Source organism: Deinococcus puniceus (assembly GCF_001644565.1).
GTDB lineage: Bacteria > Deinococcota > Deinococci > Deinococcales > Deinococcaceae > Deinococcus > Deinococcus puniceus.
Map to the genome: position 1 here is coordinate 175,001 of NZ_CP011387.1, position 19,601 is coordinate 194,601.

At 64.7% G+C, this 19,601-nt stretch carries 19 protein-coding genes; 6 read left to right on the forward strand and 13 right to left on the reverse strand.

The features are described from left to right. Positions 1–44 precede the first annotated feature (44 nt). From SU48_RS00835 to SU48_RS00850, 4 genes are all read right to left on the reverse strand, one after another. A complete protein-coding gene (locus SU48_RS00835) occupies positions 45–1,163 on the reverse strand; it encodes an ABC transporter permease (protein WP_064013588.1) in 1,119 nt (372 codons plus the stop codon). A gap of 175 nt (positions 1,164–1,338) precedes the next feature. Further along, positions 1,339–2,241 (reverse strand): glycine betaine ABC transporter substrate-binding protein, encoded by a 903-nt coding sequence (locus tag SU48_RS00840; protein WP_064013589.1) that lies wholly within the window; start codon positions 2,239–2,241, stop codon positions 1,339–1,341. Between the two features lie 310 nt (positions 2,242–2,551). Next, a complete protein-coding gene (locus tag SU48_RS00845) occupies positions 2,552–2,932 on the reverse strand; it encodes an HU family DNA-binding protein (RefSeq protein WP_064013590.1) in 381 nt (126 codons plus the stop codon). A 228-nt stretch (positions 2,933–3,160) separates the two neighbouring features. After that, positions 3,161–3,910: a HesA/MoeB/ThiF family protein gene (locus tag SU48_RS00850; RefSeq protein ID WP_064013591.1), complete on the reverse strand. Its 750-nt coding sequence runs from the start codon at positions 3,908–3,910 to the stop codon at positions 3,161–3,163. Between the two features lie 223 nt (positions 3,911–4,133). Here SU48_RS00850 and SU48_RS00855 point away from each other — a divergent pair, with 223 nt between their 5' ends. After that, positions 4,134–5,828, forward strand: coding sequence for a dynamin family protein (locus SU48_RS00855; protein WP_064013592.1), 1,695 nt, complete (start codon positions 4,134–4,136; stop codon positions 5,826–5,828). 52 nt (positions 5,829–5,880) lie between these two features. Here SU48_RS00855 and SU48_RS00860 read toward each other — a convergent pair whose 3' ends face one another. Together SU48_RS00860 and SU48_RS00865 are read right to left on the reverse strand one after the other, a co-directional pair. After that, on the reverse strand, positions 5,881–6,486 hold the full coding sequence (locus SU48_RS00860) for a GNAT family N-acetyltransferase (protein ID WP_064013593.1): 606 nt from the start codon (positions 6,484–6,486) through the stop codon (positions 5,881–5,883). A gap of 5 nt (positions 6,487–6,491) precedes the next feature. After that, positions 6,492–6,923 carry a ketosteroid isomerase-related protein gene (locus SU48_RS00865; protein ID WP_064015762.1) on the reverse strand — a complete coding sequence of 144 codons (432 nt, stop codon included), beginning with the start codon at positions 6,921–6,923 and terminating at the stop codon, positions 6,492–6,494. A gap of 286 nt (positions 6,924–7,209) precedes the next feature. Here SU48_RS00865 and SU48_RS00870 point away from each other — a divergent pair, with 286 nt between their 5' ends. Beyond that, positions 7,210–8,760 carry a hypothetical protein gene (locus SU48_RS00870; RefSeq protein ID WP_064013594.1) on the forward strand — a complete coding sequence of 517 codons (1,551 nt, stop codon included), beginning with the start codon at positions 7,210–7,212 and terminating at the stop codon, positions 8,758–8,760. Positions 8,761–8,842: 82 nt separating this feature from the next. On the opposite strand, the gene SU48_RS00875 is transcribed toward SU48_RS00870, so the two are convergent. Further along, positions 8,843–9,565 carry a hypothetical protein gene (locus SU48_RS00875; protein ID WP_064013595.1) on the reverse strand — a complete coding sequence of 241 codons (723 nt, stop codon included), beginning with the start codon at positions 9,563–9,565 and terminating at the stop codon, positions 8,843–8,845. A 63-nt stretch (positions 9,566–9,628) separates the two neighbouring features. After that, positions 9,629–10,729, reverse strand: coding sequence for a hypothetical protein (locus tag SU48_RS00880; protein ID WP_064013596.1), 1,101 nt, complete (start codon positions 10,727–10,729; stop codon positions 9,629–9,631). Positions 10,730–11,001: 272 nt separating this feature from the next. Here SU48_RS00880 and SU48_RS00885 point away from each other — a divergent pair, with 272 nt between their 5' ends. The 3 genes from SU48_RS00885 to recA all read left to right on the forward strand — a co-directional run bounded on the left by SU48_RS00885 (position 11,002) and on the right by recA (position 14,083). Continuing rightward, positions 11,002–12,207, forward strand: coding sequence for a CinA family nicotinamide mononucleotide deamidase-related protein (locus tag SU48_RS00885; protein ID WP_064013597.1), 1,206 nt, complete (start codon positions 11,002–11,004; stop codon positions 12,205–12,207). Next, positions 12,204–12,923: an RNA 2',3'-cyclic phosphodiesterase gene (gene thpR / locus SU48_RS00890; RefSeq protein WP_064013598.1), complete on the forward strand. Its 720-nt coding sequence runs from the start codon at positions 12,204–12,206 to the stop codon at positions 12,921–12,923. Before SU48_RS00885 ends, thpR begins: the two co-directional genes overlap by 4 nt. A 77-nt stretch (positions 12,924–13,000) precedes the next feature. Continuing rightward, positions 13,001–14,083, forward strand: a complete 1,083-nt coding sequence (gene recA / locus SU48_RS00895) for a recombinase RecA (RefSeq protein ID WP_064013599.1) — start codon at positions 13,001–13,003, stop codon at positions 14,081–14,083. Positions 14,084–14,321: 238 nt separating this feature from the next. Here recA and SU48_RS00900 read toward each other — a convergent pair whose 3' ends face one another. After that, positions 14,322–14,921, reverse strand: coding sequence for a biotin transporter BioY (locus SU48_RS00900; RefSeq protein WP_064013600.1), 600 nt, complete (start codon positions 14,919–14,921; stop codon positions 14,322–14,324). 49 nt (positions 14,922–14,970) lie between these two features. After that, positions 14,971–15,930, reverse strand: coding sequence for a biotin--[acetyl-CoA-carboxylase] ligase (locus SU48_RS00905; RefSeq protein WP_064015763.1), 960 nt, complete (start codon positions 15,928–15,930; stop codon positions 14,971–14,973). A gap of 225 nt (positions 15,931–16,155) precedes the next feature. On the opposite strand from SU48_RS00905, the gene SU48_RS00910 reads away from it, so the two are divergent. Then, a complete protein-coding gene (locus SU48_RS00910; RefSeq protein ID WP_064013601.1) occupies positions 16,156–17,055 on the forward strand; it encodes a metalloenzyme domain protein in 900 nt (299 codons plus the stop codon). A gap of 172 nt (positions 17,056–17,227) precedes the next feature. Here the strand turns inward: SU48_RS00910 and SU48_RS00915 are convergent, their stop codons facing one another. From SU48_RS00915 to cobT, 3 genes are all read right to left on the reverse strand, one after another. Beyond that, positions 17,228–17,866: a phosphoribosylanthranilate isomerase gene (locus SU48_RS00915; RefSeq protein WP_064013602.1), complete on the reverse strand. Its 639-nt coding sequence runs from the start codon at positions 17,864–17,866 to the stop codon at positions 17,228–17,230. After that, positions 17,863–18,117, reverse strand: coding sequence for a hypothetical protein (locus tag SU48_RS00920; protein ID WP_064013603.1), 255 nt, complete (start codon positions 18,115–18,117; stop codon positions 17,863–17,865). Before SU48_RS00920 ends, SU48_RS00915 begins: the two co-directional genes overlap by 4 nt. A 287-nt stretch (positions 18,118–18,404) precedes the next feature. After that, positions 18,405–19,526: a nicotinate-nucleotide--dimethylbenzimidazole phosphoribosyltransferase gene (gene cobT, locus SU48_RS00925; RefSeq protein WP_064013604.1), complete on the reverse strand. Its 1,122-nt coding sequence runs from the start codon at positions 19,524–19,526 to the stop codon at positions 18,405–18,407. Positions 19,527–19,601 lie beyond the last annotated feature (75 nt).

The following is a 19,601-nucleotide window of genomic DNA, read 5'->3' on the forward strand; positions in this document are numbered from 1 at the left end:
ACGCGGCTCATTCATAGAAACTCCGAAAAGACAGAGGAAGAGCATCAGCCTACGCGCCCGAAACGGCGGCCCAGCCAGACTTCCAGCCCACGCAGAGCCGCGTCTACGCCAATCGCCAGCAGCGCGGCGGGCACGGCTCCCAGCAAGATCAGGTCGGCGGCGGCGCTTTGCAGGCCCTTGAAGATGTAGGTGCCCAGCCCGCCCGCGCCGATCAGGGCGGCCACCGACGCCACGCCCACCAGCAGCACGGCAGCCTGCCGAACTCCGCTCAGCCAGACCGGAAGGGCCAGCGGCACCTGCACGCGCCAGAAAATCTGGCGGCCCGTCATGCCCATGCCGCGTGCAGCGTCTACCGTGCCTGCCGGAACGCCCCGCAGCGCCACCACGCCGTTTCGCAGGATCGGCAGCAGGGCATACAGGGTCATGGCGGTCAGCGCCGGGGCCACCCCGATGCCCGAAATACCCGCCGCACGCAAAGCCGGGAAGGCGTTGGAGAGGGCGGAAAGAGGCGCGATCAGCAGGCCCAGCAGGGCCAAGCTAGGGAGCGTTTGAATGGCGTTGGCGAGGCCCAGCACGGCCACCGCCACGCGCTCTCGCCCGGCCGCCCAGACCGCCAGCGGTACGCCGATCAGGGTAGACAGGCCCAGCGCCGTGCCCACCAGCCGCAGATGTTGCGCGAGTTCCTGCACCCAGCGCGGGCCTTCGTTGCGGGCTTCTATCAGCACCGACCAGCCCGACAGGTGGCCCGTCCCCACCAACGCCAGCACAGCGGGCAACCACGCCCACGCCAGCACCCGTTGCCTGCCCACCAACAGCAGGCCCGCGCCGTACACGGCCACCAACGCGCCCAGACCGCTGAGCCACACGCCCGCTGCGGCACTGGCCCGTGCAAATTCGGCCTGACCCACAAGGGCGGAACGGGTTTGCAGGCCCAGCACCCAGAACACCGCCACCACCGCCAGCCCAGCTGCCGCCCACGTTAGTCGCGGAAAAAGTCGGGCGGCCAGCAGGGGCAACAGCGCCAGCATCACCATCAGGGCCAAGAGTGCAGGGGGCAGCCGCAGGTATTCCCCCGGTGCAAGGCGGTTGGGGCGCAGCAGCACCCAGGGCAACAATGCCCCCGCCAGCATGGGTAGGGCGGCGAGGGCCAAGACCTGCAGCACGTCCCCTCTGACCAGCCCCCCGCTAACCACACTGTTGGCCGCCGACAGCAGTGGGGCGGAAGGCCGATTGCCCCCCGCCCCTGCTGGATTAGGAATGCTCACGCGGTGGCCAGCAGGCGGGGCTGATCCCAACTGGGGAAGAACCCACGCAACCTGCCGCCGTCTGCCTGCATACTTACTTGATCAGGCCCTTGCTCTTGAGGTACGTCTGGGCCACGCTCTGCGCCGTGCGGCCTTCCAGCGCCACCTGTGCATTCAGGCCCTGCAAGGTGGCCTGCGTCAGCGTGGCGAAGGTTTTGTTCAGCAGCGCCTCTATCTGGGGATTGGCTTTCAGGGTGGCCGTGCGAATGATCGGCGCGGGCTGGTACACGGCCTGTGCGCCTTTGGGGTCTTTGAGGGCCACCAGTTTCAGGGCGGACAGGCTGCCATCGGTGCCGTAGGCCATCGCTGCGTTTACGCCGTTGGTGCCACTTGCTGCGGCTTGTTGCGTCTGGGGCGGGGTCGCGCCTGCCAGCGTCAGTTTCTGGTCGGCCTTCAGCTTAAAGCCGTAGACCTGTTCGAAAGCGGGCATGGTATCCGGGCGGTTGAAGAATTCGGGGCTGCCCGCGATCTTGAATTTGCCGCCGCCGTTCAGGTATTTGGCGAGATCGGTCACGCTGGCAAGTTTCTGGGCGCTGGCAAAAGCCTGCGGTACGGCAATGACCCAAGTGTTGTTCACGTTGGCGGGCTTCAGCCAAGAAATCCCGTTCTTCACGTCGAGTTGGCGGGCAAAGCCGTAGATCACGCCGGGGCTGCCCGCCTGCTTGGCTGTGATTTTGGCAGCGGGGAACAGGTACACAGCGTTCCCGGTGTATTCGGGATACACGTCTATTTCTCCGGCCAAGATCGCCTTCCGGTTCACGCCCGTGTCACCTAAGTTGGTCTTATCGGTCACGTCCAAACCAGCATTCTTCAGGGTCAGCACGATCATCTGGCCCAAGATCTGTGCTTCTGGATCAAGCTTGCTTCCCACGACAATAGGTTTGGCGGCGGCTGTACTGGCTAACAAAGTCAAAGAAAGAATCAGGAACGTCTTCATGGGTGAGCCTCCGGTTTAGGTCACCGTACTGGGCAGTACAGGGCAGGGCGTGTGGGACGCATGACAAAAGGGGACAATCCGTAGCCTAGATGAAGTCTGCCTAAAGTTCTGTACCCTTTTGATCCTGCACCGACTTGAGCATGGCTCGGTGGCACGATCACCCCGAAAGTATACAAGTTTTATCAACTGCTTTGTTAAATCCACTGAGCTGGGCCGCTGCAACCGGATGCCTAGAGCCGGGCATGCTGAGACAACAAAAATCACCCCCAAGGAGCGGAGGGTGACTGAAGTGCGGGAGAAACGGAAAAGGTTAGAGCGTGCCCTTGAGGGTGCTGGCGACCTTGAAGCGCACCTTTTTGCCCGCAGGAATGGTAATCCTGTCGCTCGTGCCGGGGCGCACGCCCTGACGCTCGGCGGTGGCCGCCACGCTGAGGGTGCCCAGTCCGGGGAGGCCCACGCTTTTGCCGTCTTTCAGGGCGGCAACGACCAGATCAAGCATGCTGGACACGGCCTCGGCAGCCTGCTTCTTGCTCAGGGTCGTGGCGTCGGCCACCAGATCAATGATCTGCGTTTTGGCGACCTTGGCGGCGGCAGCAGGTGCTGGAGCCGTTTTAGCGGCCTTGCTCGCCCCTTTGGGAGCCGTCTTGCTGGCAGCAGGTTTCTTGGCGGCAGATTTGGTGCTTTTGGTCATGGGTGGGCCTCCGGGGGATGAATTGTGAGCAGTTGCTCAGCTCAAATGGACAGTAACACACGTTTGGGCTTAAGCAAACTCGGAAAGAAGCGCTGGCGGGGGTATTTCTCCTTATTTACCTGCTGTTCCCTTAGCGACAAAAGGGGGCTAAATGTGAAAAATCCCCTTAAAACTGGGTGAAATCAGTGAGTATTAAATGAGTAGACTCTTAAAGTCGAGTTACCCCCATCACAGAGACTTGAGACGCAGTTTAAGCACCCGGACTTCTGCAGACAGGGCATCGAATGTCCAGATTCGCCCCCACAGCGTCTCGCCCACGCCGCCCAGCACCTTCAGCGCCTCTAGGGCCATCAGGCCGCCTACGATGTTGGGCAACGGCCCCAGCACCCCGGCTTCGGCGCAGGATTCGGCCCCTTCCGGCACGGGAAACACGTCGCGCAGACTCAGTCTCGCCTCACTTCCAACTGGGTCAGGCCCGAACACACTGACCAACCCAGTCGTGCCGCTGGCGGCCCCCCACACCGACGTTTTTCCGGCTCTGGCACAGGCGTCGGCTAGAGCGTAGCGGGCTTCGAAGTTGTCGGTGGCATCTACAACCAACTCCACATCGGCTATCAAGGCGTCGGCGTTCTGCTCGGTCAGCATCGGCGCGGTTTGCACCTGTACAAACGGGTTGATGGCCTGCACCCTTGCTGCCGCCACCGCCGCTTTGCTGCGCCCCACATCGGCCAGTTCAAAGTGGGTTTGGCGGTGCAGGTTGCTCACGTCTACGGTGTCGGCGTCGGCCACCACCAAGCGCCCCACGCCCGCGCCTGCCAGTTGCAGCGCCACTGGGCCGCCTAATCCGCCCGCGCCCACCACCAGCACCGAGGCCGCCCGCAAGCGTTCCTGTGCGCCTCCTTCCTGCCATTCGGGCACCAGCAGGGGCCGGGAATAGCGGCGCAGTTCAGCGCGGGAGAGGGGAGGGAAGGGGAGCATGGAGGGAGTGTAGCGGGAAGGTGAACCCGCCCGTTGCTGGCGCAACGCCTCCCTTAGAAATGGGGACTAAACATCTTTCGCGCTCCCCTCCAAGGGGGGCTGGCTGCGAAGCAGACTGGGGGGTTTCCACGCTGCTTCAGTTCCCACCGCCCCCAATCACCACCGCCCCAATTCCCAACCTCCCATCAGCGTTGCCCCCCGCCCTACGGCGTACCCTAGAGTCATGCTGGTTTCTGACCGGGTTCAAGACATCCTCACGCGGGAGCGCACACTTTTGGCCGACCTTCAGGCGTTCTTAGAGACGCAGGGTGCACCGCCCGAAGCCGTGGACTACGCCCGCACCGCCACCCGTTCACTTGATGAAGTGTTTTTGCTGGTGGTGGTGGGCGAGTTCAACGCGGGCAAAAGCAGTTTTGTCAATGCCCTGCTGGGCGCGTCGGTATTGCCCGAAGGCGTGACCCCCACCACAGACCGGATTTATGTACTGGTACACGGCGAAAAACCCGGCCAAATGGAACCCACCCGTGACCCCTTCGTGAGTCGCCTGACCTATCCGTTGCCCAGTCTGGAGGGCGTGGCGCTCGTGGATACCCCCGGCACCAACGCGATTATTCGGCAGCATCAGGCGCTCACGGAGGGGTTTTTGCCGCGTGCCGATCTGGTGCTGTTCCTCACCAGTGCAGACCGCCCCTTCACCGAGTCCGAGCGCCAGTTCCTCAGTCTGGCCGCCCGTTGGGGCCGGAGCGTGATCATGGTGGTCAACAAGTCGGATTTGCTGGAAACGCAGGCCCAGAAAGCACAGGTGCGCGAATTTGTGGAGGCGGGCGCACGCGGCGTGCTGGGCCTCACGCCGCCCGTGCTGCTGATTTCTGCGCGGGGCGAGCAGCGCGGCGGCGATCCGGGTTTTCATGCCCTGCGCGAAGTCCTGAAGCTGCGGCTCTCGGATACCGAGCGCACCCGATTAAAACTGGCTTCTCCACTGGGTACCGCCGCCGAAATCCTGAGCGGCGAAGAGGGGCGCGCCCACGCCGCCCGCCAGACCCTCAGCGAGGACGTAGCCATCCTGCGCGATCTGGAGGGCCAACGCGAACGCCACCGCGAAACCATGCTGGGCGAACTGGACGGCCAACTGAACCGCATGGGCCGCCTGCTCAGTGAATTCGAGGTACGGGCCGACAAATTCATAGATTCCAAGCTGACCTTTCGCAACCTGCGCGGCCTGATCAACAGCCGGGATCTGGAAGACGCGTTTCGGCGCGAGGCGGTGGCCGACTTGCCCGACGCCATAGACCGCCAATTCGGCACCATGATTGACCGCTTCGTGGAGGCCAATCTGCACTTTTGGGAAGACGTACAGGCCTTCCTGATTCGCCGCCAACCCAGTAGCGAAGTGGCCCGCACCCGCTTCAGCTATGACCGGGGAGCCTTGCTGGAGGGTATCGCCGGAAGCGCCCGCGACCACCTAGAAACCACCACCGAACACGAACTGGGCCGCCAACTGGCCCAAGACGCCGAAGACGCCCTGAAGGGTGCGGTGGGCGGCCTTGCCGGGGGCATCGGCATCGGCGCGGGCATCGGCGCACTGATCGGGGCTACGGCGCTGGATTTTACGGGCGGCATTTTGGCGGGCCTGACCTTGGGCAGCCTCGGCTTGTTCGTGCTGCCCAACAAACGAGTTCAGGCCCAGCGTGGCCTGCGCCAAAAAGTGGCCGCCCTGCGCGTGGCCCTCGAACAGATCGTGCGCCGCGAATACGAGCGCGAACAGGAACGCGCCGACGCCCGCTTGCGCGACGCCATCAGCCCCTACACCCGCTTTACCGAGCAGGAGCAGGCGCGGTTGGCCGGGGCAGAAGTCCGGGCCGCGCAGCTGCGAGTCACGCTGGAAGGGCTGCAAACGGAAGTGAAGGCGCTGGGGTAGGAACGTGGCGGGTGGATCGTGGTGAAGAATCTTTTTCCAAGTTCTACGATCCCTACAGCCGCTTCACCCAAAACCGCATGTCCTTCGCCGTCTCCTGCGTTTCCCCCACATCACGCCATGTCATCTGCGTGTGTAGGTCAGGGCGTTCGGTATAACCTCGTGCCATCCAAAAAGCATTGAGTGGGCGGAAGTCGGCTGGGCGGGCGGGATGCGCTTCGTCGCGCTGCACCGCACAAAAGGCCGTCACGCCTAGGCCGAGGGCGCGGGCGTGGGCTTCCCGCACTTCAAAAAACTGATGGCCGATGCCCTGCCCCCGGAACTCGTGCAGCAGCACGCTTTCGCCCAAATACAGCACGTCCGAGCGGTCAAATTCTGGCGGGTCAAACTCTGGCCCGCTGAACGGAGCCTGAATGTCCTGCGTTTCTTGCAGGAGGGGCAGGGCGGTGCTGGCCCCCACCACACGCCCGCCGTCTGTCCGCGCCAACACCACCACTGTGCCCGGTGCATTCAGGTAGGTTCGCAGGTAGTTCTCTTCGTATTCCGCGTCGCCCTCGTACAAGTACGGGAAGGCCCGGAAGACCTGTTGCCGGAGCCGCGCGAGTTCCGGAAGCGCGGCCCGCAGTTCCTCGCCTGTGGCGGGCAGAACTGAGAGTTGCACCGGCCTCAGCCGCCCACCTGCCGCGTCCAGTCTGCGAGGTTGTAATAGTTGGTCACACGGGAAATCTGGGGGCCGTGCCCACCGTCGCGCACCTCAAAAAACGCACCTACGGGCAGTACGTAGCGTTGACCAGCGGCTTCCGGCAGCCCTGTGTCGGTTTTCAGGTATTCCCCGTGAATGATGAATTCGGCAGCGGCGCGGGTGCCGTCTGCGCTGGCCATGACCACCAAGTCGGCGGCCTGCTCGCGGTAATGGGCGTCCATTTTGGCCAGGAAGGCCTGAAAGGTATCCCGGCCAATCTGCGTCTCGCCCTCGTTGATGTCGTGGCGCACGTCTTCGCTCAGCAGGGCCAGCATCCCCGCTGCGTCGGCGGCATTGAAGGCGGCGTAGTACTGCTGCACCAAGGTCAGGGCCGTCTCTTGCAGGCTGAGAGTCATGCGCTCAGAATAACCGTTCTGCGCGTCTGTGGCAGCGTTTCCGGGGCCGTGAGCCACAGAGGAGTTGGGCGGAAGCGGGGCGTCTTCATGCACTTCATGTTCGCGCGGGCTTAGATCTTCAACACAGATCACGGGCCGGAACTCTTAACAGATGGCCCCCTGACTTACTTCCTGACCGTGCTTGTGCGCTTGACAGTCCCCTCCTTCTGCTACTTTAAGAGCAAATTAATTCGCATGATCGCGTCTCCGCCTGAACCGGGGCCGCTTGTAACGGAGGAACCCCCGCATGAAATCAATGCGTTACATCATTACCCGCCCTTGTCTGCAAGAAGGCAGCCTGCGCCTTGCCAAATACATTGAAGGCCATTTTCCTCAGAGCGGCCCGGCCCAGTTCGTAGATGACCGGGGTCAGGAACACGCCGTGCAGATTGACCGCGAGCGGGGACGGGTATGGGGACTCGGCAGCCTGTACCACGCCCAGCATTTGGGCGTCAACGACGTGCTGATGCTGACGGCCCTCGCGCCGTCGCGCTATCAGGTGGAGGCCATCGTGAAGCCGCACGCCGTACAGCCGCCCCCGCGTACCCTGCCCAAAACCCCCGAATCTCGCCGGGTGGTGGTGTCGTCTACGCCGCACGTGCGGGAAGTGCGAATGGAGCGAATTGACGCCGAAGCCGACGCGGCCAAACTGGAGAAAGGCCAACAGGAGAACGGCAAGACTGAGCAGGGCCGCACCGAGAGCTCTGAAACCAGAACCGAGATCAGGGCCGAAGCGAAGGCGGAGTCACGGGACGCCGCCCCCTTGCAGATTTCTCCAGTGCAGCTTCCGGCCACCGAACGCCTGACCGCCCAACTGGTCACGGCCCAAGTTGGACAGATGCAGGCTGGACAGGTGCAGGCAGGCCAAGCGGTACAGGCTCCGGCCAGCACCACGGTCAGAATCACGCCCACCCGCAGCGGTCTGAACGGCGTGGTAGTCGGCGGCAATGGAAGTGGGAACAACGGATACACGAACGGCAACGGGTATGTCAGCGGAAACGGCGTGCCGAGCGGCACCGACTCCAGCCCGTCCCAGCTCAATCCCACGCAGATCAAGGCGGCTCCGGCCCCAGCGCTGCAGCCGCCTGCAGCTTCTGCCCTGCCGCCTATGCCCACCACCCCGGAAGGCATGGTCACGGAACTCGCCCGCCTGACCGGATACCGCCTCGATCATCCGGGCGGCGGCCTGCTGCGCCTCACGGCAGAGTTGGGGCCGCAGCACAGCTACACGGTACTTATTGCGCCCACGCTGGCGGCCATGGCTCAGGCCGCTTGGAAGGAGGCAGCGGGCGTGCCCGACCTGCACCGCGCCCTTCTCACCACCGAACAGGAACGCCCCGCCGCTGGAGTGCCCCGCCTGACCGAAGAAGCCTTGGCCGCCCTGACCGAACACGCCCGCCTTGCGCCCATCAGCGCTATAGACCTGCGCGGCTACTGGCGGGCGGGCAATCTGGACTTGGAAAGTGCCGCCAGCATCGCGGAACTGGTCAGCGCCCACCTCGCCCAGCGCGGCGCGTTTACCTTCGTGCTGCTCACGCTGTCTCAGCAGCCCGCGCACAGCATCGTCAGTGTGCAGAGGCTCGCGGAACGCCTCGGCAGCGGCGTGAATACCGCCGAACTCACCAGCATTCTAGACACCCTCACCCGCGCTCCCTTCTTGGCACTTGCTCCCCTTCCCGGTGGTCAGTACCTCTTGCGCGTGGGCATCAGCGAACTGCTGGGCGACCTGACCGACTACTCACAGGGCGTGCGCCGCCGCGTGCGTGCGCCTGCCCAGATCGACATCATCACGGCCTGAGTTCAAGAATTCAGATAACAGCCTGCACGCTTTCCCCTGAGTGGCGAGAGTGTGCAGGCTTATGTTTCTGAACGGGGGTTTTCTAGCGTAGTGTCGCGTAGGCCAGTGTCCACAGCGCGTCTCGGCGGGTGGGTAGGGTGCAGCTTTGACCGGGCGGGCAGCCTATGAAGGGATTGGGAACGTCTACCGTGCCCGGAACCAGACTTCCCGTGATGGTCAGCGAGTTGGCCGCCTTACTGATCAGGGTCAGTTCGCTCAGCGGTTGCAAGGTATTCAGGGTCAGCGGCACGGTGGGAACACCGCTGCGAACAGAGCCTATGCTGACGCTGATCGGGCCCGCATAGATTTTCGTGCCGGGTGTGGTGCGGGCCGTGATTTCGTTCAGGGCGCTGCGCCAGCCTGCGCCGTTGGGGTTGCCGGTGCCTGCGCCGCCGTAAATAGTGGCGACCCGCGCCGCCGGATTCCAGCCGATGCGCTGGCCCGCCAACTGCACCAAGGGGGCCAGAGGGGTCATCAATGCGCCGCCCACACGGGTCAGGGAGACGGCCTGCTCCGTGCTGGATGGCCCAGCAGCGGTCAGGGTCATGCCCTGCGTGGTGCAGGTCAGCGCCAGCAGATCACAGGCTTCGGTGGGCGGCACCAGCACGCGCCCGTTTTGCAGGATGGGCAGCGCGGTCAGGGCATTGACCCACGCCAGATTCTCAAAGCGCACCACGACGGGGGCGCGGTCTGTGGGCGTGGATGCGGCCTGACTGGTTCCAGCTAAGGCGAGGGCGAGAACAGCAAGAAAAGGGTGTGCAGTCATTGGGGCACCTCGGAGACAAGCAACAGAAAAGTGGTGTTCATGGCTTATGGCTCACAACCAGCCCTATTTCAAGAAGACGCTTCCCGTTTCATTGCCCGCGTCCTGAAACTGAATAGACCACTTCGGCCCCTGCCCGTCGCTGCGGAGGCTTTCTTCGGCCCCAGCTTCAGCCGTTTCCGCACTGGGAAAGGTGCAGTAGCCGCCCGTCTGCTCGGCCACCCAGGGCCCGGCGTCGGCTTCTGCCCTTCCAATTCGGCTGCCTTGCCAGCGCACGCCTTTCATGTAGCTGCCCGTACTCAGGTTCTGCTGGCCGTACTTCTGCCCGATAGTGGTCATGCGCTTGAGGATATTTGCGCCGCCCTCGGCGCTCCAGCCAAAGCGGGCGTCTATCGGCGCACGCAAGGTCAGGGTGGCCGGGGCGCGGTCTTTGCTGGTTTCGCCCTGCATGTTCATGCTCAGCACGGTCAAGTCGGCGTCCTGTGTGACCCAGAAGGTCAGTTGCGCTTCTTGGCCTGCCAGCAGCCGCCACGGTGCGCCCCCGGCCTGCTTTTCGTCCGATAAGGTAATGGCGCTGGGGCCGCCCATCTGCTGCACCAAAAAGAACGGTGCCCAGTCGTCCTGCGGCCCGCCCAGATAGCGCCCGTGCTGAAATCCGGCGTCCACCGCGCCGCCCTTGCCGCCCCAGCCGCCCACGTACACGAACGCCGTGTCGCCGTGCCCGGCTTCCTTTTCCTCTTTCATCTCGCCTTTTACGTCGCTGGGCAGGTACACCGTGCTGTGCTGGTAGGCATAACCGGGCTTGGAATACACGCGGCGGTACGGCCCGCTCTTTTCGTCGCGGCAATGTACGGTCACGCCCTTTTTGCCCGCTGTGTCGTCTTTATCAGGCGTCAGGGCACGCACGAGGCCGCCCAGCAGTCCAGACAGCCCGCCGTCGTCTGCGGCCTGCATGGGTAGCCCCGTGACTGCATGCAGCGGGAAGCGGTGAAAGCGCAAGGCTCCGGCCAGCGCCGCGCTGTTGGCTGTGATGCCCTGCGGTGTCAGGATCGCCACATGCTGCGCCTGTGTAGGCGTCAGGTCGCGGGTCAGGCGGTGCAGCAGGGCCGGATCGGGGCCGAAGGCAGGCGGGGGCAAGGGCGCAGGCGGCGACGTCCAGAGGGTCATGGCGTACAGCCTAGAGCATCGGCCAAAGCCGGGGCGAGTTGTTGGGCTGGGAAGACGGTCTAAGGGTCTAGGGTCAAAGCGCACGGCAACAGCCGCCTGAGAGTGGCTTCCCAGCCTCTGCACAGCTACCTGAACCCGCAGCACAGCCACCAGCAGGCTGCCCCGGCCTACACTCGTCGGGTGAGTCTCCGTTTCCCCTCCATTCTTCCTGCCGATGCTCCTCCGGCACTGGCATCTCGTTTCGTTTTGACCTATACTTGCGTGAGGTGGTTATGCTGTTAGCAGAAATTATCAGTGTCGGAACAGAGCTGTTGCTGGGCGAAATCGTCGACAGCAATGCCGCGTTCTTGGCCCGCGAATTGGCGGAAAGGGGGGTCACTTTGCACCGAAAAACTGTGTTGGGAGACAACCTTGGCCGCGTGACCGACGCTATTACGTTGGCGTTGTCGCGGGCTGATCTGGTGATTCTGGGCGGCGGCCTCGGCCCCACCGACGATGACCTTACCCGCGAAGCTATTGCCGCCGCGCTGGGCGAGACCCCCACCGAAGACCCGCAGCAGATGGCGCACCTGCGCGGCCTGTACGAAAGCCGGGGCCGCGCCATGCCCGAAGTGAACCGTAAGCAGGCGTGGCTGATTCCCAGTGCCGAAGCTCTCGCCAACCCAGTTGGGACGGCTCCCGGTTGGTTTGTGCGTTCTCAAGGCAAACTGATCGTCGCCCTTCCCGGCCCACCCTTTGAGATGCACCGCATGTGGCGCGAACAAGTCTTGCCGCGCCTGCCCTTGCCAGCCCGCGCCTTTCATGCCGTGACGCTGCATACGCAGGGCATCGGAGAAAGCAACGTGGCGGAACTGTTGGGCGCACTGACCCGGCAGGCCAACCCGAGTGTGGCCACCTACGCCCGCAAAACCGGTGTGGATGTGCGTGTGGCGGCCAGTGCGCCCACCGCGCAGGAAGCCGAAGCGTTGGCTTTGCCTGTGCTGGAGGGGGTGCGCGGCCTACTGGCCCGCTGGATTTGGGGCGAAGATTCCGACACGTTGGCCTCGGTGCTGACTCAGGCCCTAGGCACGCGCACCCTCGGCGTCATCGAGGCGGGCAGCGGCGGCACGGTCTGTGCGGCTTTGGCGGATGCACCGGGCTTTCTGGACGCCGCTGTGACCGTAGACCACGCCCGCCTGATTACGCTGGGCCTGACCCCCATTACGCTGAATGCACACGGCGTGGTCAGCGAGCAGGCCGCCCGCGAACTGGCCGCCGGAGCGCGTGAATATCTGGGCGCGGCGGTGGGCTTGGCCGTAGTCACAGCCACAGCAGGCGAACTGGCCGGACAAACTTACATTGCGCTGGACACGGATGGTCTGCAGAAAACGGCCCATATCAACTGGCCCGGAGACGCTCCCCAAGTGCGCGAACGAGCAGCGATGGCGGCACTTGCCTTGGCCCTCCGCAGCCTGCAAACCCGTGAGGTACAGGCGTGACCCGGCCCACTCCTAAACCTGCACCCAAGCGGGGGCCACAAGCTTCTGCGCCCGCCGTCAAGCCTCAGAATAAAAACCAGACTCAGTCTCGGCCAGACCGTCCCGCACGCATAGAAACTCCCGCGCCGGAACCCAGCCTGCGCCTGTTCTACGCCCTCACCCTGCCCCGCGACATTTCTACGCCGCTGGCCGAAACCCAGTCGCTCCTGAAGGGCAACTGGCGGGCGGTGCGGGCCGATCAGATGCACGTCACGTTGGCGTATCTGCCTGCGGTGCCGCCGGAACGATTGGGCGAACTCCGCAAACTGGGCGCAGACCTGACCCAGAATGTGTCCACGTTGGACGTGCGGCTGCGCGGCACCGGCTACTTTCCCAACGAGGGCAGCCCCCGCGTGTGGTTCGTCAAGGTGGAAGCTGAAGGACTGGCCGAACTGGCCGCGAACCTGCGCGAAGGGATTGCCGCGCTGGGCCTCGCCACCGACGAGCAACCGTTCAAGGCGCACATCACGCTGGCCCGCAAAAAAGGCCCGGCCCCGCGTGTGCCGCCCAAAACCTTCGATCTCGGCTGGCAGGCGAGCAGCGCCGTCTTGGCACGCTCCATCCTCCGTAAGACCGGGCCGCTGTACCAAACCGAAAGCACCTTCCGCTTCCGTGCTGGCGCGGCAGAACCAGAGCCGCCCACGCCGGACGCACCTGACCAACCCGCCGAATTCTGACCCACCATCCCCCTGAACACCGTTCTTCCGCCCGCGCCCACAGCACCCTATAGGCCGCAGCCCCCAAGGAGTACACCATGAGCAAGGACAGCAACAAAGACACCGTTTTGCACCTTCCCAGCGACGCCAAAGAACGCGCCAAGGCCATCGAGAACGCCATGACCCAGATCGAGAAATCGTTCGGCAAGGGCAGCATCATGAAGCTGGGCGCGGATTCCAAGCTGGACGTGCAGACCATCAGCACGGGCAGCCTGAGCCTCGATTTGGCCCTCGGGGTGGGCGGCATTCCTCGTGGCCGCGTCACCGAAATCTACGGCCCCGAGTCGGGCGGCAAGACCACGCTGGCCCTCAGCATCTTGGCTCAGGCCCAAAAAGCGGGCGGCACCTGCGCCTTCATCGACGCCGAGCACGCCCTTGACCCCGTGTATGCCCGTGCTTTGGGCGTGAATACCGATGAACTCTTGGTGTCTCAGCCCGACAACGGCGAGCAGGCGCTGGAAATCATGGAACTCTTGGTTCGCAGCGGCGCAATTGACGTCGTGGTGGTGGACTCCGTGGCCGCCCTGACACCCCGCGCCGAAATCGAGGGCGACATGGGCGACAGCCTGCCCGGTTTGCAGGCCCGCCTGATGTCGCAGGCCCTCCGCAAACTGACAGCCATCCTCAGCAAGACGGGCACCGCTGCCATTTTCATCAACCAAGTCCGCGAGAAGATCGGCGTGATGTACGGCAACCCCGAAACCACTACCGGAGGCCGCGCCCTGAAGTTTTATTCCTCGGTGCGCCTCGACGTCCGTAAGATCGGCCAGCCCATCAAGGTCGGCAACGACGCGGTGGCCAACACGGTGAAGATCAAGACCGTGAAGAACAAGGTCGCCGCGCCCTTCAAGGAAGTGGAATTGGCCCTCGTGTACGGCAAGGGCTTTGACCAGATCGCCGATCTCGTGGGCCTCGCCGCCGACATGGACATCATCAAGAAGGCGGGCAGCTTCTATTCTTACGGCGACGAGCGCATCGGGCAGGGCAAAGAGAAAGCCATTGCCTACATTGCCGAGCGCCCCGAGATGGAAGACGAAATCCGCGCCCGCGTGATGGCCGCCATCAAGAACGGTGGTGTGGAAGTCGCCAGCGTCGCCACCGTTGCTGCTGTCGCGGAATAATTCCCAGCCTGTAGCCCGCGCTCCCTCCGCCTTTTGACGGATGCGCGGGCAAGGGCCGCCGCCTAAGCTGTAGTCACGCTTGCGCCGGGGCACTCCTCACAACGGAAGGCATCGACAACCCAGCGCAAGACGCCCCCGCCTGCAGTGCAGAAGCGGGGGCTTTTTTGGTGGTGATGTTATGGCCCAAAGCTGATGGCCCAAAGCTGATGGCCCGAAGCTCATGGCCCAGCGCCGATCTTTAGCTCTCTTTGCGTCCCACAAGTCCCCAAGCCGCAGGCAGCAGCAGCGCGGCCAGCCCCAGCTTCAGGGTGTCACCGATCAGGAAAGGGGTCAGGCCCGCCGCGAACAGGGCGTTGCCCTCCAGTCCGGTCAGGATGCTGAGGCCGGGCAGACCTAAGGCGTAAATGACGACGCTGCCTGCCAGCATGGCTAAGCAGGTGCCGAGGAACTTGCGGTCTAGGGCGTAGCGCTGCACCAACAAGCCTACTAGTGCGGCGGCGAAGGGGTAGCTGAGCAGGTAGCCGAGGCTGGCCCGCACCTTGCCCGTAGGCGCGTACAGGCCCGCGCTGCCCCCGGCGAACATAGGGAGGCCCACCGCTCCGGCCACCACGTACAGGGCCAGCGCCGCAAAGGCCCGTTTCCAGCCCAGCGCCGCGCCCACCAGCAGCACGCCCAGCGTTTGAAGGGTCAGGGGCACAGGTTGCAGCGGAATTTCGACCTGAGCCAGCAGGCCCACGAAGGCCGCGCCGCCTACGATCAGGGCGATATCACGGGTAATGGAGCGGCTGGGCGCGAGGGTTTGGGCCAACGTGGGAAAGCGGGGTGCAGCGTGCGTCATGGGAACTCCTGTGGGTCTGAGAGAGGCTGAATTGGGGTGTGAATGAATCTTAGCTGGATTGGGGAATGGGGGAGGCCAGTGGCCCGACAAGCTGCCCCACCAGTTGCACGTCGCCCGCGCTGATCGTGATGACTTCGCCGCTGGAAATCTGCACCAACAAGCTGCCCTGAGCGTCGATGTCCAGCGCCGTGCCTGCCACCGGGCCACGCGGCGTTTGCACCTGCACCGGTTGGCCTAGGGTCACGCTGGCCTGCCGCCACGCCGCCAAAATCTGCGCGGGCGGTTGCGCCAGCCAGTGCTCCAGCGCCGCCAACAGGTCGGCCAACAGGCGGGCGCGGGTCAGGCCGGGCCTCCATTCCGTCAGGCAAGCGGCCCCGTCTGGTGCGGCAGACACGTTGATGCCGATGCCCAGCACCGCCCGCCGGACTTCCTCGCCGCGTAGGTCGGCTTCCAGCAAAATGCCTGCCAGCTTGCGGCCATCCGCTGCAAGGAGGTCGTTGGGCCACTTCAAACCACACGGCAGACCACCTATTCGGGCCGCTGCCTGCACCGCCACCCCCGCCGCCAAAGGAATCAGCGCCAGTTCGGGCAAGGTCAGACCATGCAGCAGCACACTGAAGACCAGCGTGCCGTGCGTGGTCTCCCAGGCCCGCCCGCGCCTGCCCCGGCCCGCGCTTTGGCGTTCGGCCACCACGACTGCGCCGTGTGGGGCCGGGTCGTCGGCATCGTCGGCCCAAGCGCGGGCCACGTCCTGCGTGCTGGTCACGGTTCCGGCGTAGCGCAGGGCTTGCCCGAAGGTGTGGGTGGTGAGCAGAGGGGCCACCAAAGCAGGCGCAGGCGTGCCTACCGCCAGTGCATATCCCTCACGGGAAACGACGACGGGCACGCCGTCTTCTTCCAGCCGCCGCGCCAGCGTGTTTACTGTGACGCGCCCCACGCCCAGCCGTGCCCCCAATGCCTCCCCCGATTGAGGAAAGTCGGAGAGCAGCGGCAGCAAGCGTGTGGGCACGTTCAGTGTTTTAGACCAAATGCTGAACGAAGGCAATGAACCCGGTTCAGCGTGGGTGTGGTAGGGCGCTGACGTGCCGGGTGGAGCGTGGAGCCGTCAAATGAATCTCTAGGGCTGTGTTCAAAGTTCACACCTAACAACCCTGATCTTTCTGCCCACCCGCGCTTTTCCCACGATCCACGATCCACCTACCACGTTCCAGCCCCCACCCTCTACACTCCCCCTATGCCCTCCGCCCTGCTCTGGCTCGCCCTTGACGGCGTGGGCCATCCCCTCGACGCGGTGGGGCCAGACTCTATTTGGGATCAGCCGCTCTCTACGCTACGGCCCCTGATCGACGCGGGTCAGGCGCTCGATACCACTCTGGGCGTGCCGGGGCTGCCGCAATCGGGCACGGGGCAGGCGTGCTGGCTCACTGGAATAGACGCTGTGCGTGTGATGGGCGAGCATTTTGGGCCGCATCCGGGGCCGACATTGCAGCGCCTTCTGCGGGAATCGGCGCTTCCAGTGCGGCTGGCGCAGGTGGGGGCAAGGGTGGCCCTCGCCAACCACTACCCACCCCCGTACTTCGAAGCGCAGGCGCGGCGGCCCCGCATGGGCTGTTTTCCGTTCTCTTTTCTGGCTGCCGGAAGCCCCCTGAACCCGCCCGGTGTGCCGCCCGTGCCTGCCACGCTGGGCCTCAGCTACGCCGAACCTTGGCCGCCAGTTCGTCCACTGGACGAGATGTTTCGCCTCGGCGAGAGCTTGGCCGCCAGTGCCCAAACACACGATTTGTTGGCGGCAGACCTGTGGTTCAGCGATTCCCTAGGCCATCTCGGGAGCCTGCCCACCCGTCCGGCGGTGGCGGCAGCGGCGCGGGCCTACTTGGCGCGGGTAGACGCGCTGCTGGCCGGGGCTTTGCAGGTCGGGGCGCGGGTGCTGCTCACCTCCGATCATGGCAATGCCGAGAACCTGACCGTCAAGGCCCATACGCTGGCCCGCGTTCCCTTTGCAGCGGCGGGCCTGCAGCTGCCAAACGCAGGCAATGTGGTAGAGGCTGGCCGCGCCCTCGCAGAGAGCTTCAGCCTGCCGCCGTTGACGGCAAAATCTCACACTGACTCCCAACTCGGCCCCACCAGCCCCTGAAAGTTATCCACAATTTTATCCACAGGCCTTGTGGACAACCTGTGGATACACCAGCGAAACACCCCCGGTAAACAGGGGGTTTTGATTGTCTGGCACAGCCCAGAAGGGGGTTTCCGAAAGGCCTTTGAAAAGTCCGAAAGTTATCCACAGTGAAACGCGTGCCTGTGGATAACTAGGCCCCATCAGCGGAGAGGCCAGAACGTGCGGCCAAGACGAAAGATCGCACCAACTCATGATTTTTCACGCCCGCAGAACTTTCTAAGCGGCTCACGGCGTCCACTCCTGCCGGGTTCAGCGCTTGGATTGCGGCGGCCACGTTCTGCGGCCCCAGCCCACCCGCCAGCCAAGCCCCCGCCGGAAACACGGAGCGCAAGGCTTCCCAGTCCAGCGGCACACCGCCGCCCGGCTCCGGTGCGTCCAGCATCAGGGTCACGCCGGGCAAGTCCAGCACCTCTAGCGCGTCTGCATTTCCCCTCAAATCGGCGGGGCGCAACACACGCAGAACGGGATGATAGCGGGCCACCTCGCTCACGTAAAGGCTTGACAAATCGCCGTGAAGCTGTACCGCACTCATCCGCGCCCGCTCCGCCGTCCTGAGCACCTCGTCCAGCCCCTGATTCAGGAACACGCCGACCCGCGCCACCACAGGCCCCACGCTCAGGCTGGCGGCCCGCGCTGCCTCCACTGTCACCAGCCGTTTGCTGATCGGCGCGAAAATGAAACCGAGGGCGTCGGCTCCGGCTTCGGCAGCCTGTACGGCGTCGGTGACAGAGGTGGTGCCGCAGACCTTGACCCGGATGTGGGCAGTCATTCTGACCTGTCTGCCTTCAGTTGGGATTCTAGTTGTGTCACACGGTCTTCTAGGCTGCGGGTGCGGCGGATCAGGGCCAGCAGCAGCAGCGCGTAATGGTCGTACAGTTTGGGCCGTTCCATGCGGGCCTCACCCGACATCCAGTCGCCCAAGAGCCGCTCGGCCTGCGCCAACACCTCGTCGTCGGGCACGTCGCGGTAATTGCGCGAGCCTAGGATTTCGCGGGCAAAGTTCAGTTCGTGGTCGGGCATAGGCCTATTTTGCGGGATAGCGGGGGAGGCGTTGGTGCGAAGGGCGTCTAAGGTGCTGGAGCGGGGGAGTCTTCCCGGTGGCCCCCTCACCCCGCTGCTTTGGCAGCGCCCCTCTCTGCTGCGCAGCTCTCCGAGTCCCGCAAGGGGCGAGGGCAAAGGGCAAGACCAAAGAGCTTGGTTTGGCTCCCTCTCCCTTGAAGGGGGAGGGCCGGGGAGGGGGTGGATGAGCGCCAGCGATTGCCTTTGCAGCGATTGCCTGTGCTTAGACCCTAGACCCTTAGACGCACTCAAGCCCCACCCGGAACCCCAGCTTCGGCAAAGGTCTGCATTTCGCGCAGGGTGGCTGCCGCTGCCAGCAACATCGGCGCGGCCAGTACGCCCCCCGTGCCCTCGCCCAGGCGCAGGCCCAGCCGGAACATGGGCTTCAGGTTCAGGTGAGCCAACTGCGCGGCGTGGCCCACTTCGGCGCACTCTCCGGCGGCAAACAGGGAGTCGGCTAGGGCGGGGGCCAACGCCACAGCCAGCAGGGCCGCGCTGCCTTCTACGAATCCGTCCAAAATGATGGCCTTCCCCAGAGCCGCCGCTCCCAGCATCATGCCCAGCATCGCGGCGATCTCGAAGCCGCCGAGGTCGGCCAGCACGCCCAAGGGGTCAGCCGGATCGCTGCCGCCGCGTGCCAACGCCTCGCGCACGGCGGCCACTTTGCGCTCCAGCGTGGCGTCGTCTACGCCCGTGCCTCGTCCAGTCACGGCGGCGGCGTCTTGCCCCAGTCTGTCCAGCCCCAACATCCGGGCGGTCAGGGCCGCAGCGGGCGTGGTGTTTCCAATTCCCATTTCTCCGGGCACGATCAGGTCTGCGCCGTCCTGCACGGCTTGGCGGGCCAGTGCCGCACCAGCCAGAATCAGGGACAGTGCCTCATCCCGGCTCATGGCTGGCCCCGTTCTCAGGTCAGAAGTGCCACGCCTGACCGCCGCCCGTACCAACGCCGGATGGGGCGGCAGGTCGGCATTCACGCCCGCATCCATCACGTACACCCGCGCCCCCACGCTGCGGGCAATGGCGTTCACGGCGGCTCCACCCAGTCCGGCGGGCGTATCGGCCAAGAAGTTGGCGACCATCGCGGGCGTGACTTCGGGCGGGTAGGCGCTGACGGGGTGAGGGCCTGCTGCGACGCCGTGATCTGCCGCCGCCACCAGCACCGCCACGCCGCGTGGGTGCGGACGGTCAGAGCCGAACACGCCCGCCAGCCGCACGCTGATGTCTTCTAACTCTCCCAGAGCCCCCAGCGGTTTGGTCAGCTGGGCCTGCCGGATGCGGGCGGCGGCCACCGCAGCGGCGTTGGCGGGTTGTATGGCGGCGACTAGGGCGGCGAGTTCGGGGGGCAGGGGGGAAAGGGGAGAGATGAGCATAGGGAGAGCTTAGGGCAGACTTGGAAGGTGAACCCCCCCGTTGCTGGCGCAACGCCCCCCCTTAAAGGTGGGGAC

Coding starts and splice junctions, on each gene's coding strand:
- SU48_RS00840 (WP_064013589.1), bottom strand. CDS start 2,241: ATGAAGACGTTCCTGATTCTTTCTTTGACTTTGTTAGCCAGTACAGCC.
- SU48_RS00845 (WP_064013590.1), bottom strand. CDS start 2,932: ATGACCAAAAGCACCAAATCTGCCGCCAAGAAACCTGCTGCCAGCAAG.
- SU48_RS00850 (WP_064013591.1), bottom strand. CDS start 3,910: ATGCTCCCCTTCCCTCCCCTCTCCCGCGCTGAACTGCGCCGCTATTCC.
- SU48_RS00855 (WP_064013592.1), top strand. CDS start 4,134: ATGCTGGTTTCTGACCGGGTTCAAGACATCCTCACGCGGGAGCGCACA.
- SU48_RS00865 (WP_064015762.1), bottom strand. CDS start 6,923: ATGACTCTCAGCCTGCAAGAGACGGCCCTGACCTTGGTGCAGCAGTAC.
- SU48_RS00870 (WP_064013594.1), top strand. CDS start 7,210: ATGAAATCAATGCGTTACATCATTACCCGCCCTTGTCTGCAAGAAGGC.
- SU48_RS00875 (WP_064013595.1), bottom strand. CDS start 9,565: ATGACTGCACACCCTTTTCTTGCTGTTCTCGCCCTCGCCTTAGCTGGA.
- SU48_RS00880 (WP_064013596.1), bottom strand. CDS start 10,729: ATGACCCTCTGGACGTCGCCGCCTGCGCCCTTGCCCCCGCCTGCCTTC.
- SU48_RS00885 (WP_064013597.1), top strand. CDS start 11,002: ATGCTGTTAGCAGAAATTATCAGTGTCGGAACAGAGCTGTTGCTGGGC.
- recA (WP_064013599.1), top strand. CDS start 13,001: ATGAGCAAGGACAGCAACAAAGACACCGTTTTGCACCTTCCCAGCGAC.
- SU48_RS00900 (WP_064013600.1), bottom strand. CDS start 14,921: ATGACGCACGCTGCACCCCGCTTTCCCACGTTGGCCCAAACCCTCGCG.
- SU48_RS00910 (WP_064013601.1), top strand. CDS start 16,156: ATGCCCTCCGCCCTGCTCTGGCTCGCCCTTGACGGCGTGGGCCATCCC.
- SU48_RS00915 (WP_064013602.1), bottom strand. CDS start 17,866: ATGACTGCCCACATCCGGGTCAAGGTCTGCGGCACCACCTCTGTCACC.
- SU48_RS00920 (WP_064013603.1), bottom strand. CDS start 18,117: ATGCCCGACCACGAACTGAACTTTGCCCGCGAAATCCTAGGCTCGCGC.
- cobT (WP_064013604.1), bottom strand. CDS start 19,526: ATGCTCATCTCTCCCCTTTCCCCCCTGCCCCCCGAACTCGCCGCCCTA.